A 14,357-nucleotide genomic window follows, 5' to 3' on the forward strand; every position below is an offset into this window, starting at 1 on the left:
GGTCAGTCCCGGGACAGCGCCGCGGCCGCCTCCTTCTCCATGTCGAGGTAGGACTCCTCGCTGACGTCGATCCCGACGCCGTAGACGGTGCCGCCGGTGAACGTGCCGGGGTTCTGGTAGTGCGCCGACACGTTGTCGCCGCTGTCGTAGCCGACGCAGAGACCGTCGCCGGACAGCGTGAACTTGCCCACCTGCGCCCGCATCGGGCCCTTGGCGGCCACCTTGTCGTCGACGAACAGCGTGGTGGTGCCGAGCGATTCGCCGTAGTCGCCCGCGCTTTCGCGCACGAACTCCATTCCCAGCGTGTGCTTGCCGGGGGTCAGCTCCTCGGAGACGAACTCCTGCTCGGGTTTGATGCCGAGGAAGTTGTACACGTAGTGCAGTTTGCGGTCCTTGATGAACAGCGCGTGGCCGCCGAAGCGCGAGCCGTGCGCGAAGATCACCCCCTCGGCGTCCGCGGTGAGTTCGACGTCGGCGAGGAGCTTGTAGGAGCGGCCGCGGATGTTCACCGCCACCCCTTCGGGTATGGGTGCGGTGTCCGGGTAGTACACGTAGCGGTCGCGTGGCGGCTCCGCCTGGGGGCGCTCGGTGGTGAGCAGTTCGGTGGCCGAGCGGTCGTCGAGGGGCAGTACGAAGTTCTCGTCGGCCTCGGTGAACCAGGTTTTGATCAGCGCCTGCAGTTTCTCGGGGTGCTGGTCGGCGAGGTTGTGCGCCTCGGCGCGGTCTTCGTCGACGTGGTAGAGCTCCCAGACGTCCCGGTCGAAGTGGCCGGCGCCGGACAGCGGGGCGTGCAGCGCGGCGGCCTTCCAGCCGTCCTCCCAGATTCCCCGGGTGCCGAGCATCGTGTAGTACTGCCGCTTCTTGGTGGTGGGAGCGGCGGAATCGTCGAAGCTGTACCGCATCGACACCCCGTTGAGCGGGTGCTGTTCGACGCCGCGGTAGGTGCCGGGCATGTCCAGGCCGATGACGTCGAGGATCGTCGCGACCACATCGGTGGCGTGGTGGTACTGCTGGCGGACCTCACCCCTGGCCTTGATGCCCGCGGGCCAGTGGATGACCATCGGATCGCAGGTTCCGCCGGAGAACTGCGAGTACCGCTTGAACATCTGGAACGGGGTGGAGAACGCGACCGCCCATCCGGTGGGGTAGTGGTTGTAGGTGTCCGGGCTGCCGAGGGTCTCGAGGTACTGCATGTTCTCCGCCAGCTCGTCGGGGTAGCCGTTGAAGAACTTGTTCTCATTGACCGAGCCGTTCGGCGAGCCCTCGCCCGACGCGCCGTTGTCGGCGCAGTAGAAGACGATCGTGTTGTCCAGCTGGCCGGTCTGCTCGAGATAGTCGACGATGCGACCGACCTGGGCGTCGGTGTACTCGGAGAACCCGGCGTACACCTCGGCCATCCGCGCGAACAGCCGCTTCTCGTCGTCGTTGAGGCTGTCCCACGGCCGGACCGAATCCGCCTCCATGGCAACGTCATCGGGTAGCGGATTGAGCGGGGTCAGCTCGGTACCCTCGGGCAGCACACCCTTCTCGATCATCCGGGCCAGCACCCATTCCCGGTAGGCCTCGTAGCCGTCGTCGAACATGCCCTTGTACTTTTCGGCGTACTCGGTCGGGGAATGGTGCGGCGCATGGTTCGCACCCGGGCAGAACCAGAGGTACCAGGGCTTGGACGGGTTGGTGGCCTGCTGGTCGCTCAGCATCCGCAGCGCCTGGTCGGCCAGGTCCTTGGACAGGTGATAGCCGTCCTCGGGGCTGTACGGCTGCTCGATGAACCTGTTGTCCTCGACGAGATCGGGATACCAGTTGTTGGTCTCGCCGCCGAGGAACCCGTAGAACCGGTCGAAGCCCTTCTGCAACGGCCACTCCGATCGGCTTCCGCCGCTGGCGACATCCTCCTCGGGCACGTTGTGGTTCTTGCCGATCCAGAAGGTGCTGTAGCCGTTGTCCTGCAGCACCTGCCCGATCGTCGCGCACTCGGCCGGCAGCCGGGCGGCAGCACCCGGGAATCCGTTGGAGGCCTCGGTGATCGCCGAGCAGCGGTTGACGTGATGGTTGCGCCCGGTCAGGAAGCAGGACCGGGTCGGTGAGCACAACGCGGTGGTGTGCCACTGCGTGTAGGTCAGGCCGTTGTCGGCCAGCCGTTGCATGACCGGCATCTCGATGCGCCCGCCGTACGGCGACCAGGCCGCCAGCCCGGTGTCGTCGTACAACACCACCAGCACGTTGGGGGCACCCTGCGGGGCCCGCTTGAGTTCGTAGGGGGTCCAGTCCGAGGTGGAGTCCCGGACGTCGAGTTCGATCTTGCCGTGAAAGTCCTCGTTCATTCGTTCTTCCTCCTGCGACGCAAGCGGGAAGCGACGTCGCTCGACCAATCCGGGCATGCCGCAACGATCCGGTCAAATCCACCGTAGGCGATTCCGGCCCGGCGGCGGAAGGGGTTGCGGCTCAATTGAAGGCGAGCCAGGCCGGCAGGGCGCGCTCGCGGGAGTCGCACAGCACGGCCATGGTGTCGCAGGACCCGCGCGGCGATCCCGCGCCCGCCCACATGCCGCCGGTGTCGCGGCGCAGCACGATCGCCGAGGACCCGCCGCCGTCCAGCAGCACCGCGGTGTCACTGCCCAGGCCGCGGAACAGATCCTGGATCTGGTCGGGCGTGTAGCTGCCGCCCTGGAAAACGTACATCTCGTCGCGGTCGCGGACGTAGGCCAGGGCGGTGCGCGCGGCGCTCGGGCCGGGGTCGTGCAGTTGGCCGGTGTCTCCGGGGGCCAGCAGCGGCAGTCCGGCGACGGCGACGAACCGGGTGCCCTTGTCGATCAGACCGGTGACCACCGGTGAGGCGGCGTCGTAGTCGTCGTCGCTCTTCGGTGCGACGACGAACGGCGCTCCCGCGACCGGCAGGACCATCGTGGACAGCGCGATCCAGTTCTCGTCACCGCCGGAGAGCCCCTGCTTGCCTGCGTAGGCCAGCGTGCCCGTCACCGCGGCGTTGGTGCGGCCCAGCCCACGGGTGTTGTCGACGTAGGCCCCCAGCGGCGAACTGCACCCGGTCGTCTTCCACGATCCACCCTGCTGGCCGCGGACGTCGAAGAAGTTGGCATTGATCGCGATGGTCGGCGCACCGAGTGCCTGCCAGGCCTGGATCGGGGGGTAGGTCTCCGAGGCCTGCCACAGCCCCTCCCCGGTTCGCGCGCGCGGATCACGTTCGCAGCGGGCCTGATAACCGGTGTGCGAGTCGGCGAGCAGTCGGGGCGCCAGCCGCTGCGACGCGCCCTTGATGATCATCAGGCGCCCGCCGTTGTTCAGCTCGTACCAGTTGCCCGCCGCGTCGAGCATCGGTGCCGGGAATCCGCCGCCGAAGTTGTAGACGAGGTAGGAACCGCGGGTGTTGGCGATCGCCCCCGCGAGCAGTTCGCGGGCGCCGGCGGCCGCTGCGACCGGGGCTGCGGCGGTTGCAGCCACCGTGCACACGAGGGCACTTGCCAGCGCCCGCACGCCCGGTGCAAGGCGCCGGACGTTTGCGGGGAAGGTCCACACCGGTGGCTCCTCTCCGGGTGGGGCGACGGTTGACGGCGGGCAAGTCAACAGTAATCCCAGCAGACACACTGTCAACTTTCGTCACATTCGTATCACTTCGCGATCTCGACCGGGTCGCTGTGCCGTTTGCTGATGTTCGCCCGCATCGGCCCGGTCACGGATGGTCACCGGTCGGAGCGCGAGGCCGTGCCGAAACCCGTGCCGTGGGCCGGCTACCCCGGCGCCAGCCGGTATATCGCATCGGCGGCGTCATCGGTGACGTAGACCGCGCCGTCCGGTCCGACCACGGCGGCGACGGGCCGGCCCCACCGGGAGCCGTCCTCGGCCTGGAATCCACCGATCAGGGTCTGCTGATCGCCCAGATCGCCGCCGCGCCAAGGGTAGAACGACACCTCGGGTGCCCGTGGCGGCTGCCGGTTCCAGGATCCGTGCACGCCCACCAGCGCGCCGTGGGCGTAGGGCGCCGGTAGTGCGCCGTCGACGAAACTCAGGCCGAGCGGCGCGGAGTGCGCGCCCATGCTCTGCTCGACCGGAGGCAGTGCGGCACAGTCCATCTCGGTGCCGTCGGGGTTGGTCTGCACATCTCGGACGAACGGCAGGTCGGTCGGCCCGCCGTCGGAGTTGCAGTACGGCCAGCCCAATTCGCGTCCCGGCGTCAACCGGGCCACCTGCTCGGGTGGATGGTCGTCGACGTAGTCGGGGATGACCTGTCCGTACGACGGGCCGGGTTCGGGAAAGGCGACGTTGTCGCGGCCGTTCACCGCTGTCCACAGCGCGCCGTCGGGCGCGACGGCCAGGCCGGTGCCGTTGCGCACCCCGGTGGCGAACACCTCGGCGGGCCCGCCGCCGGGCGGAACCCGCATGATCGTCGCCCGCGGCGGGTCGGCGACGCGGTCCGCTGCGGTGATGTTGCCCGTCGAGCCGATGGAGAAGTAGACAGCGCCGTCGGCGCCCACCGCCACGCTCTTGAGCGCGTGGGAGTAGGCACCGCGCAGTTCGGGGCTGCGGGCGTCGGGCAGCCCGGTCGCAACGGTGCGGTGGTTGGTCGCGCTGCCGTCGGCGTAGTCGTATGCGTCGATCTGATCGCTCTCGGCCACATAGAGTTTCGACCCGGCGAACGCCAATCCGTGCGGTTGGTCGAGACCGTCGAGCAGCACCGATTGTTCGGGCGCGCCGCCGTCCGGCGCGGGTGAGAGACGCAGCACCCGGCCGTCGCGCGGGACCGACACCAGCAGCCTGCCGTCCGGGGCCCAGGCCGCCAGTCGCGGGTGCGGGGTGCGCGCCCAGACCGACAGCGTCCACCCCGCCGGCACGACGGCCTGCCGCGGCTCGTCGAACGGTGCCGCGGCGAGATCGGGTGGCACCCCCACCGTGACGAAGTTCGACGGATCCGGGGCGGCCGGCGACGGTGCCGGTGCGGCCGGGGCGGTGCGGACGGGCGCTGCCGGAGGCTCCGCAGCGCAGCCGGCGATCAGCGCCGCTCCCAGCAGCATCGCACCGGTTCGCTTACGCCGCAGCAAGACCGGCATGCATCTCCCAGACCAGGATCTCGGCCGGCTCGGCGGCGGTGACCCGCTGACCGCCCGACGCGGTGAAGCGCACCGCGTCACCCTCGTGTAGCGCGCCGGCCCCCTCGAGCGTCACCGCTCCCCTCGGCACGAACAGGTGCAGGTAGGGCGCCTCGGGCAGCTCGATGCTCTGCCCGGGCTGCAGACGGGCACCGTGCAACGCCGCGTAGCGGTTGCGAATGGTGATCGCGGCCTGGTCGCGGTGCTCGGGCATGCCGGACGCGATCGTCACCAGGTTGCCGCGCAACAGCTCGTCGTCGATCTCGAGTTGCTGATAACCCGGCGTGATCCCGGACTCGTCTGGCACCACCCACATCTGAACGAAATGCACGGGATCACTATGAGATTGCTCGCCGCTCAGCGTCCACGAGTCGTTCCTCTCGGAGTGCAGGATTCCGCGGCCCGCCGACATCCGTTGCGCCAGGCCGGGATAGATGACGCCGGAGTGGCCGGTGGAGTCCTGGTGCACCAGCGAGCCGCGCAGCACCCAGGTGACGATTTCCATGTCGCGGTGCGGGTGGGTGTCAAAACCCGTGCCCGGCTTGACGGTGTCGTCGTTGTTGACCAGCAGCAGACCGTGATGGGTGTTGTCCGGATCGTAGTGGCCGCCGAAGGAGAACGAGTGCCTGGAATCGAGCCAGGCGATCCGGGTCCGGGCGCGTTCGTCGGCGCGACGGATGTCGACGATGCTCTGGGGGCTGGTCATGGCGATCACTCCTCGGAGGTCCTTGTCAGCCTAGGTGGCCGGCACTGCCCCGACAACCTGGATGACACGTCATATATTCCGCCGATACGCTGGGCGGGTGGAATGGCTCACCGACGAGCAGCAGCGGATCTGGCGTAACTACCTGGCGATGACCGACCGGTTGCACGCCGCGCTGAACCGGCAGCTGCAGCAGGACTGCGAGCTCTCGCTGTCCGACTACGACGTGCTCGTCGCGCTCTCCGAGCGCGGACCGCTGCGGATCAACGAGCTCGGTCAGCTGATCGGGTGGGAGCAGAGCAGGCTGTCGCACCAGTTGCGCCGGATGCGGGATCGTGGCCTGGTCGACCGGCAGGGGCACGAGGACGACCGCCGTGGGGCGGTTGTCGGGATCACCGCCGCGGGCCTGTCCGCGCTGCAGACCGCCGCACCGGGACACGTCGAGCTGGTCCGGGCCGTCGTGTTCGACGGACTGTCGGTGGCCGAGCAGCGGGCGTTCGGTGTCGTGGTGCAGACCGCGCTCGAACGGCTGGACCGAGGCGGCGGCGACTGACGGGTGCTCAGACCGTGTCGGGCAGGCCGAAATGGGTGAACAGGGTGGTGTCCATGAACGCCACCACGTGGCTGATGCCGCTGCTCCGGGTGTCGACCACGTGCAGCTGGAACGCCTCGTGCCGGCCGGATTCGGGGTTGAACATGTACAGCGCCGCGGCGGGTTGGCCGTTGGCCGTCGTGGTGAGGAAGCGCATGTCGCCGGGTTTGTCCGCCGGGCAGTGTGTCTTCGACAGCGTGATGATGTCCGAGGGTCCGCGATACCAGCCGTCGAACGGCGGCATCTCCCACACCGCGTCGGCGGTGAACAGCTCCGCCAGCGCGTCGATGTCGTAGCTCTCGAACGCCGCGATGTACTTCGCGAGCAGGTCGGCCGCCTCGGGGGACTCCGGCGGGACCGGCTGGTCGTCGCGGCTGGGCTGCACCTCGTCGATCTGGGCCCGGGCCCGCTGCAGCAGGCTGTTGACGGCGGCGGGGGAGGCGCCGATCGCCTCCCCGACCTCGGCGGCCTTCCACTGCAGCACCTCGCGCAGCACCAGGACCGCGCGTTGGCGGGGCGGCAGATGCTGCAGCGCCGCGATGAACGCCAGGCGCACCGACTCGCGGGACTCGGCGATCACCGACGGATCCGACGGGTCCTCGCGCGGGGCGTCCGGCAGCGGCTCCAGCCAGGAGATCTCGTGGTGCTCGGCGATCTCGCCGGTGGGATCGGAGGCCGGGGCGCCCAGCCCGGTCGGCAGCGGCCTGCGCTTTCGGCCCTCCAGCGCGGTCAGGCAGGTGTTGGTGGCGATCCGGTACAGCCAGGTGCGCACCGACGACTTGCCCTCGAAGCCGCCGAACGACTTCCAGGCCCGCAGATAGGTTTCCTGGACCAGGTCCTCCGCGTCATGCAGCGAACCCGTCATCCGGTAGCAGTGCGCCAGCAGTTCCCGCCGGTACCGCTGTGCGTCGGCGAGAAAAGCATCCCCGGCACCGCTGTCGTCAAGCGCGGACACGGTCACGGAATTCAGCTTACGCAGCGCGACCGACACGTCCCATGGCGTTTCGGCGGCGGGCGGTTCGGGTGCCGCGCCACCGCCCCGTAGTCTCTCGGGAATGGCCGTCACCCACAGCGAACGCAGTTTCGACGGAGTCGGTGGTGTCCGGATCGTCTATGACGTGTGGACCCCCGACGCGCAGGAATGTCCACAGCCCCGCGGCGTGGTGATCCTCGCTCACGGGTACGCCGAGCACGCCCGCCGCTACGACCACGTGGCGGCCCGGTTCGGTGCGGCGGGGCTGATCACCTACGCGCTCGACCACCGCGGCCACGGCCGATCCGGCGGCAAGCGGGTGTACCTGCGCGACATCTCCGAGTACACCGCCGACTTCCACAAGTTGGTCGGCATCGCCACCGCCGAGCACCCGGAACTGCCCCGCATCGTGGTGGGGCACAGCATGGGCGGCGGCATCGTCTTCACCTACGGGGTGGAGCATCCCGACGACTACGCCGCGATGGTGCTGTCCGGGCCGGCTGTCGACGCTCAGGAGGCGGTCTCGCCGGTCTTGATGCTGATGGCCAAGGTGCTGGGCCGACTCGCCCCCGGACTGCCGGTGGAGGACCTGCCCGCCGACGCGGTGTCACGCGACCCGGAGGTGGTCGCCGCCTACGAGAACGACCCGCTGGTCTACCACGGCAAGCTGCCCGCCGGCGTCGCCCGCGCGCTGATCGGTGTGGGCGAGTCGATGCCGCAGCGCGCGGCCGCCATCACCGCTCCGCTGCTGGTGGTGCACGGCGAGGCGGACCGGCTGATCCCGGTGCAGGGCAGCAGGCGACTGGTCGAGTGCGTGGGCTCCGACGATGTGCACCTCAAGGTGTATCCGGAGCTGTTTCACGAGGTGTTCAACGAACCCGAGCAGGGGCTGGTGCTCGACGACGTCACGGCGTGGATCGAGTCGAAGCTGTGAGGTGTCTTGTCGCACTGTTGCTTTCGCTGACGGTGCTGCTCGCGGCCGGGTGTTCCCCGGACAACGGCGACACCGACGGTGCGCAGTCCGGCTGGACCGACGAGGACGTGACGTTCGAGGCCGACGGCCTGACCCTGCACGGAACCTATCGCCACCGCTCCGACGCCGGACCCGGCCCCGCTGCGCTGCTGATCTCGGAGAGCGGGAACACCGACCGCAACGGCGACAACCTCGTCGCCGGCCCCATCGGCAACATGCGCCAACTGGCCGAGCTGCTGTCCGACCGCGGGGTCGCCAGCCTGCGCTACGACAAGGTGGGCACCGGTCAGACCGGACTCGGACCGTTCGAGAAGAACCCCGACGACGTGGTCAGCGCGGTGTACACGGCGGGTGCGAAGTCCGCGGTGCGGTTCCTGGCCCAGCGGCCCGAGACCGACCCGCAGCTGCTGTCGGTGTACGCGGTGGGCGAGGGCACCATCCATGCCGTGACGCTGGCCGGCGACACCTCGCCCGGCGCGCCGAAGGTGCACGCGCTGGGCCTGTTCCAGCCGCTGCCCGGCCGCTACCTCGACATCATCACCACCCGGGTCGAGGCCGACGGATCCCCCGAGACCGTGGCGGCGTGGCGGGCGGCCGTCGAGCAGGTGCGCACCGACGGGACCGTGCCCGACAAGCTGCCCGAAGGGCTCGGCGCGATCGTGAACCCGGGCAACGTCAAGGCCGTCATCGAGGCCGACAAGATCGATCCGCTCGCGCTGGCGGCCGCCGTCCCCGCCGGCACCCCGGTGCTGCTGACCTGTTCGGACTCCGACAACCAGGCCCGCTGCGATTCGGTGCAACCACTGGCCGACGCGCTGAAGCACACCGATCTGACGGAGGTGAAGCTCGAAGGCGTCAACCACGTGTTGCGCGACGACCCCACCGACAGCATCGCCAACTACGCCAAGCAGGATCCGCTCTCGCCACAGCTGGTGAGTGCGCTCGACCAGTTCGTGCACAAGGTCGACTCCTGACCCCAGGCCACCTGTGGATGAAAACCGGTGTGGGGATAGGGGATACTGAACTCGGTGAACACGTCATGAACGCGCCGAAGGACCGTCGTACCCGCTGCCTAGCCTCGCGAGCATGAATATGAGCACCGACGAGAAGATGCTGGCCCGGATCGCGGCGCTGCTGCGCCAGGCCGAGGGCACCGACAACCAGCACGAGGCCGACGCCTTCATGGCCGCCGCGCAACGGCTGGCGACCGCGACGTCGATCGATCTGGCCGTCGCCCGCAGTCACGGGGCCAACCGCAGCAAGGCGCAGACCCCGATCCAGCGCACCGTCACCATCGGTGAGGCCGGAACCCGCGGGCTGCGCACCTATGTCCAACTGTTCGTCGTGATCGCGGCGGCCAACGACGTCAAATGCGACATCGCCTCGAACTCGACGTTCGTCTACGCCTACGGGTTCACCGAGGACATCGAGGCCAGCCACACCCTCTACACCAGCCTGGTGCTGCAGATGGTGCGGGCATCGACGGACTACATCAACTCCGGCGCACACCGGCCCACCCCGACCATCACGGCGCGGATCAACTTCCAGCTGGCGTTCGGAGCCCGCGTCGGGCAGCGGCTGGCCGACGCGCGCCGGCAGGCGCAGCAGGAGGCGACCACGGGTCCGGCCAGTGTGCCGGGCACCGCTATCGCCTTGCGCAACAAGGATCTCGAGCTCAAGGACTACTATCGGCAGGCCTCGCGGGCCCGGGGTACGTGGCGGGCGACCAGCGCCACCGCCGGGTACTCGTCGGCCGCCCGGCAGGCCGGCGATCGGGCGGGCCGGCGGGCCAGGCTGGGTGGCAACCCCGAGCTGCCCGGGGCTCGCACGCCACTGGGGCGATGACCCGCGACACCCAGCGCGCAAAGGTCTATGCGGCAGAGGAATTCGTGCGGACCATGTTCGACCGGGCGGCCCAACGGGGCAACCCGGTGGTGGACTTCTTCGGAACGGCACTCACGCTGCCGCCGGAGGCGCGTTTCGCGACCGTCGACGGCGTGCAGCGCTACGTTGACGACGTGCTGTCGCATCCCGCCGTCCGGCGGCGCTGGCCCGCAGCAACCCCGCTGCGGGTGCGGCCCCGCCGGGGGACCACAGCCGCACACTACGAGTGCGGGGCGGACGGGCCGACCATCGCGGTGCCGGAGGGTGGCACCGCCTGGGCGCTGCGCGAGCTGGTGGCGCTGCACGAGATCGCCCACCACCTCGCCGGGGCCGATCTCCCGCACGGTCCCGTTTTCGTCGCGACGTTCTGCGAGCTCGCCGCGACGGTGATGGGGCCGGAGGTGGCACACGTGCTGCGGGTGGTCTACGCGAAGGAGGGGGTGCGCTAGTTGTTCCTCGTGGGCCGCCCCGGAGCCGGCCGGCCGGTCGGGGGCCGGGGGTAACGTCGCAAGGATGACCGTGCCGGACTGGGCTTCGCTCGACGATCTGTTCAACCGCGTCCTGCACACCGAGGACGAGGCGCTGCATGCCGCCCGGGAGACCGGTAAGGCGGCGGGCATGCCGCCGATCGAGGTGTCGGCGCAGCACGCCAAGCTGCTGTCGTTGTTGGTGCGCATCGCGGGTGCGCACCGGGTCCTGGAGATCGGGACGCTGGCCGGCTACAGCACCATCGCGCTGGCCCGTGCGGTCGGGCCGGACGGCGGGGTCGTCAGCCTGGAATACGAACCCGCACACGCCGAGGTGGCCCGCGCCAACCTCGAACGGGCCGGCGTGGCGGACCGGGTCGAGGTGGTCGTCGGTGCGGCACTGCAGACGCTTCCGCAGCTGCAGCAGCGCAGTGAGGTGTTCGACCTGGTTTTCATCGACGCCGACAAGGAGAACAACGTCTCCTACGTCGAGTGGGCCGTCACGCTCGGGCGCCCGGGCACGGTGATCGTCGTCGACAACATCGCCCGCAACGGCCGGGTGCTCGACCCCGCGCCCGACGACGCCCAGGCGCAGGCGATCCGCGCCATGTTCGACATGATGGCGGCACACCCGCGGCTGGACGCCGCCGCGATCCAGACGGTCGGGACCAAGGGCTGGGACGGCTTCGCGATCGCCCTGGTCGACTAGGGCAGGGGGCCGGCCGACGGCCGTGCTCGCGCCGGCGGGGCAGGGGGCGGCGCTAGTTGCAGACCGCGCCGACCGCCGCCGAGCCGACCAGCTTGGTGTACTTGGCCAGCACGCCGGTGGTGTAGCGCGGCGGCAACGGCTCGAAACCGGTCTTGCGGGCATCGAACTCGTCGGCGTCGACCAACACGTCCAGGGTGCCGTTGGCGACGTCGAGGCGGATCCGGTCACCGTCGCGCAGCAACGCGATCGGTCCGCCGTCGACGGCCTCCGGTGCGATGTGGCCGACGCACAGACCGGTGGTGCCGCCGGAGAACCGGCCGTCGGTCATCAGCAGCACGTCCTTGCCCAGGCCGGCGCCCTTGATCGCACCGGTGATGGCCAGCATCTCGCGCATGCCGGGGCCACCCTTGGGGCCCTCGTACCGGATGACGACGACGTCGCCAGCGGTGATGGTGCCGTCCTCGAGGGCGTCCAGCGCGGCCCGTTCCCGCTCGAAAACCCTTGCGGTGCCTTCGAAGACATCGGAGTCGAAGCCCGCGGACTTGACCACCGCACCCTCGGGAGCCAGCGATCCGTGCAGGATCGTGATGCCGCCGGTCGGGTGGATGGGGTTGGACAACGCGCGCAGCACTTTGCCGTCGGGATCCGGCGGCGCGATGTGCGCCAGGTTCTCGGCCATCGTCTGCCCCGTCACGGTCAATGCGTCCCCGTGCATCAGTCCGGCGTCCAGCAGCGCCTTCATCACGACAGGGACGCCGCCGATGTGATCGACGTCGAACATCACGTGCTTGCCGAACGGCTTGACGTCGGCCAGGTGTGGCACCTTGGCGCCGATCCTGGTGAAGTCCTCCAGGGTGAGCTTCACGTTGGCCTCGTAGGCGATCGCGAGCAGGTGCAGCACGGCGTTGGTGGAGCCGCCGAACGCCATCACCACCGCGATGGCGTTCTCGAACGCCTCCCTGGTCAGGATGTCGCGGGCGGTGATGCCGCGGCGAAGCATGTCGACGACGGCCATCCCGCTCTTGCGGGCGAACCCGTCGCGGCGGCGATCGGTGGCCGGGGGAGCGGCGCTGCCGGGCAGCGACATGCCCAGCGCCTCGGCGGCCGAGGCCATCGTGTTGGCGGTGTACATGCCGCCGCAGGCGCCCTCGCCAGGGCAGATGGCGCGCTCGATGGCGTCGACGTCCTCGCGGGGCATGAGTCCCCGCGCGCACGCGCCGACCGCCTCGAACGCGTCGATGATCGTCACGTCCTTCTCGCTGCCGTCCGACAGCTTGGCGCGGCCGGGCAGGATCGAACCGGCGTAGAGGAACACGCTGGCCAGGTCGAGCCTGGCGGCGGCCATCAACATCCCGGGCAGCGACTTGTCGCAGCCGGCCAGCAGGACCGAACCGTCGAGCCGCTCGGCCTGCATGACGGTCTCCACGCTGTCGGCGATGATCTCGCGCGACACCAGCGAGAAGTGCATGCCCTCGTGGCCCATCGAGATGCCGTCGGACACCGAGATGGTGCCGAACTCCATCGGGAAACCGCCGGCCTCGAACACGCCCTCCTTCACGGCCTTGGCCAGCCGGTCCAGTGACAGGTTGCACGGGGTGATCTCGTTCCACGACGACGCCACCCCGATCTGCGGCTTCGCGAAGTCCTCGTCACCCATGCCCACCGCGCGCAGCATGCCGCGGGCGGCGGCCTTCTCGAGTCCGTCGGTGACATCGCGGCTGCGGGGCTTCATGTCCGGCGATGAGCCGCTTGCTGAGTCTGAGGGCATGCGCCCAAGTATGCCCCCGGCGTTTCACCCGGCCAAACCACTATCGATACCCCCATGGGGTACCTGTACGCTGGGGGCATGCGCTCGAGCATCGCAAGCCTTTCCGCCACGTTCGCCGCACTGGCCGCCGCCGTTGCGCTGGCCGGGTGCGGCGGCGGAACCGAATCCGCGGAGCACACCGGTACGTCGGGGGTCGAGACGCCGGTGATCACCGGCGAGCCGGCCGGCTACAACGCCGACGATGTCGCGTTCGCCACCAACATGGTGCCGCACCACAAACAGGCCATCGAGATGTCCGCGCTGGTGCCCGAGCGGTCCACCGACCCGGGGGTGATCGCGCTGGCCGACCAGATCACCGCCACGCAGCAGCCCGAGATCAACATCCTCAACGTCTTTCTGGTGCAGTGGAACGAGAACCCGGACGCCGCCACCGGCGGCGACCACTCCGGGCACGGATCGGCGATGCACGGCATGGTCGACGACGCCACGATGGCGAAGCTGGAGTCGCTGAACGGGCCGGACTTCGACACACTGTGGCTGAACTCGATGGTCGCCCACCACCGGGGGGCGATCGAAATGGCCAAGGCCGAGATCGCGCACGGTGAGAACGTCGACGCCATCTCGATGGCCCAGACCATGGTGGCCACGCAGGAAGCCGAGATCGAGCAGATGAAGCAGATGCTGAAGGGCGGCACGCCGTGACGGAGAACCCAGACGACGCAACGGCACTCGCCGGAGGCCCCGTCGCAGCCGGGGAACACGGCTACTCGGCGCACAAGGAGAACTACGCCAAGCGGCTGCGCCGTATCGAGGGGCAGGTCCGCGGGATCGCCCGGATGATCGACGAGGACAAGTACTGCATCGACATCCTCACCCAGATCAGTGCCGTCAACAGCGCGCTGCAGTCGGTCGCGCTCGGGCTGCTCGACGAACACCTCAACCACTGCGTCACCCACGCCGTCGCCAGCGGCGGCGCCGAGGCCGACGCCAAGCTCGCCGAGGCGAGCGCGGCGATCGCCCGCCTCGTGCGTTCGTGAGTCGGTCACTCGCGCAGTCAGCATGGTGGGTCGGGGTCGCCGTGTAGGAGTTCGTCGGGGTGGTGGGCGTGGTTGATGCGTGGTGGGGTGGTGTCGTCGGTCCAGGCCAGGCGGCCGTTGCGGACTTCGGCGTTCCAGTGGCCGTTGGT

General features: G+C 69.5%; 13 protein-coding genes and 1 pseudogene. 8 read left to right on the forward strand and 6 right to left on the reverse strand.

Annotated elements, in window-relative coordinates:
- Positions 1-2 precede the first annotated feature (2 nt).
- From JDV09_RS19500 to JDV09_RS19515, 4 genes and pseudogenes are all read right to left on the reverse strand, one after another.
- Positions 3-2,449: pseudogene (locus JDV09_RS19500) on the reverse strand (arylsulfatase).
- On the reverse strand, positions 2,446-3,534 hold the full coding sequence (locus tag JDV09_RS19505; RefSeq protein ID WP_221370783.1) for a phosphodiester glycosidase family protein: 1,089 nt from the start codon (positions 3,532-3,534) through the stop codon (positions 2,446-2,448). Before JDV09_RS19505 ends, JDV09_RS19500 begins: the two are co-directional and overlap by 4 nt.
- A gap of 212 nt (positions 3,535-3,746) precedes the next feature.
- Positions 3,747-5,063: a PQQ-dependent sugar dehydrogenase gene (locus JDV09_RS19510; protein WP_221370784.1), complete on the reverse strand. Its 1,317-nt coding sequence runs from the start codon at positions 5,061-5,063 to the stop codon at positions 3,747-3,749.
- Entirely contained in the window at positions 5,041-5,808 is a 768-nt protein-coding gene (locus JDV09_RS19515) for a pirin family protein (protein WP_221370785.1), read from the reverse strand. Before JDV09_RS19515 ends, JDV09_RS19510 begins: the two co-directional genes overlap by 23 nt.
- Positions 5,809-5,905: 97 nt before the next feature.
- Between JDV09_RS19515 and JDV09_RS19520 the strand changes: the two genes are divergently transcribed.
- Entirely contained in the window at positions 5,906-6,358 is a 453-nt protein-coding gene (locus JDV09_RS19520) for a MarR family winged helix-turn-helix transcriptional regulator (RefSeq protein ID WP_308124176.1), read from the forward strand.
- Positions 6,359-6,365: 7 nt separating this feature from the next.
- Here JDV09_RS19520 and JDV09_RS19525 read toward each other — a convergent pair whose 3' ends face one another.
- Positions 6,366-7,388: a sigma-70 family RNA polymerase sigma factor gene (locus JDV09_RS19525; protein ID WP_221370802.1), complete on the reverse strand. Its 1,023-nt coding sequence runs from the start codon at positions 7,386-7,388 to the stop codon at positions 6,366-6,368.
- A gap of 64 nt (positions 7,389-7,452) precedes the next feature.
- Here JDV09_RS19525 and JDV09_RS19530 point away from each other — a divergent pair, with 64 nt between their 5' ends.
- The 5 genes from JDV09_RS19530 (at position 7,453) to JDV09_RS19550 (ending at position 11,403) form a co-directional block, all read left to right on the forward strand.
- On the forward strand, positions 7,453-8,304 hold the full coding sequence (locus JDV09_RS19530; RefSeq protein ID WP_221370787.1) for an alpha/beta hydrolase: 852 nt from the start codon (positions 7,453-7,455) through the stop codon (positions 8,302-8,304).
- Positions 8,301-9,317, forward strand: a complete 1,017-nt coding sequence (locus tag JDV09_RS19535; protein ID WP_221370788.1) for a hypothetical protein — start codon at positions 8,301-8,303, stop codon at positions 9,315-9,317. The genes JDV09_RS19530 and JDV09_RS19535 overlap by 4 nt, the downstream gene beginning before the upstream one ends.
- Positions 9,318-9,435: 118 nt before the next feature.
- On the forward strand, positions 9,436-10,188 hold the full coding sequence (locus tag JDV09_RS19540) for a DUF2786 domain-containing protein (RefSeq protein WP_221370803.1): 753 nt from the start codon (positions 9,436-9,438) through the stop codon (positions 10,186-10,188).
- Positions 10,185-10,676 (forward strand): TIGR04338 family metallohydrolase, encoded by a 492-nt coding sequence (locus tag JDV09_RS19545; RefSeq protein ID WP_221370789.1) that lies wholly within the window; start codon positions 10,185-10,187, stop codon positions 10,674-10,676. Before JDV09_RS19540 ends, JDV09_RS19545 begins: the two co-directional genes overlap by 4 nt.
- 64 nt (positions 10,677-10,740) lie before the next feature.
- On the forward strand, positions 10,741-11,403 hold the full coding sequence (locus JDV09_RS19550; RefSeq protein ID WP_221370790.1) for an O-methyltransferase: 663 nt from the start codon (positions 10,741-10,743) through the stop codon (positions 11,401-11,403).
- 52 nt (positions 11,404-11,455) lie between these two features.
- On the opposite strand, the gene ilvD is transcribed toward JDV09_RS19550, so the two are convergent.
- On the reverse strand, positions 11,456-13,171 hold the full coding sequence (gene ilvD, locus JDV09_RS19555) for a dihydroxy-acid dehydratase (protein WP_221370791.1): 1,716 nt from the start codon (positions 13,169-13,171) through the stop codon (positions 11,456-11,458).
- A 78-nt stretch (positions 13,172-13,249) separates the two neighbouring features.
- On the opposite strand from ilvD, the gene JDV09_RS19560 reads away from it, so the two are divergent.
- Both JDV09_RS19560 and ricR read left to right on the forward strand, forming a co-directional pair.
- Entirely contained in the window at positions 13,250-13,873 is a 624-nt protein-coding gene (locus JDV09_RS19560) for a DUF305 domain-containing protein (RefSeq protein WP_221370792.1), read from the forward strand.
- The gene (gene ricR / locus JDV09_RS19565; protein WP_221370793.1) at positions 13,870-14,208 is read left to right on the forward strand and encodes a copper-sensing transcriptional repressor RicR; all 339 of its coding nucleotides are present in this window, start codon (positions 13,870-13,872) and stop codon (positions 14,206-14,208) included. The genes JDV09_RS19560 and ricR overlap by 4 nt, the downstream gene beginning before the upstream one ends.
- Positions 14,209-14,357 lie beyond the last annotated feature (149 nt).

This window comes from Mycolicibacterium xanthum, assembly GCF_019710635.1.
Taxonomy (GTDB): domain Bacteria; phylum Actinomycetota; class Actinomycetes; order Mycobacteriales; family Mycobacteriaceae; genus Mycobacterium; species Mycobacterium xanthum.

Bases quoted from the DNA above. Each gene is read 5' to 3' on its own strand.
- JDV09_RS19510 (WP_221370784.1), bottom strand. From the start codon at position 5,063: ATGCCGGTCTTGCTGCGGCGTAAGCGAACCGGTGCGATGCTGCTGGGA.
- JDV09_RS19515 (WP_221370785.1), bottom strand. From the start codon at position 5,808: ATGACCAGCCCCCAGAGCATCGTCGACATCCGTCGCGCCGACGAACGC.
- JDV09_RS19530 (WP_221370787.1), top strand. From the start codon at position 7,453: ATGGCCGTCACCCACAGCGAACGCAGTTTCGACGGAGTCGGTGGTGTC.
- JDV09_RS19540 (WP_221370803.1), top strand. From the start codon at position 9,436: ATGAGCACCGACGAGAAGATGCTGGCCCGGATCGCGGCGCTGCTGCGC.
- JDV09_RS19545 (WP_221370789.1), top strand. From the start codon at position 10,185: ATGACCCGCGACACCCAGCGCGCAAAGGTCTATGCGGCAGAGGAATTC.
- JDV09_RS19550 (WP_221370790.1), top strand. From the start codon at position 10,741: ATGACCGTGCCGGACTGGGCTTCGCTCGACGATCTGTTCAACCGCGTC.
- ilvD (WP_221370791.1), bottom strand. From the start codon at position 13,171: ATGCCCTCAGACTCAGCAAGCGGCTCATCGCCGGACATGAAGCCCCGC.
- JDV09_RS19560 (WP_221370792.1), top strand. From the start codon at position 13,250: ATGCGCTCGAGCATCGCAAGCCTTTCCGCCACGTTCGCCGCACTGGCC.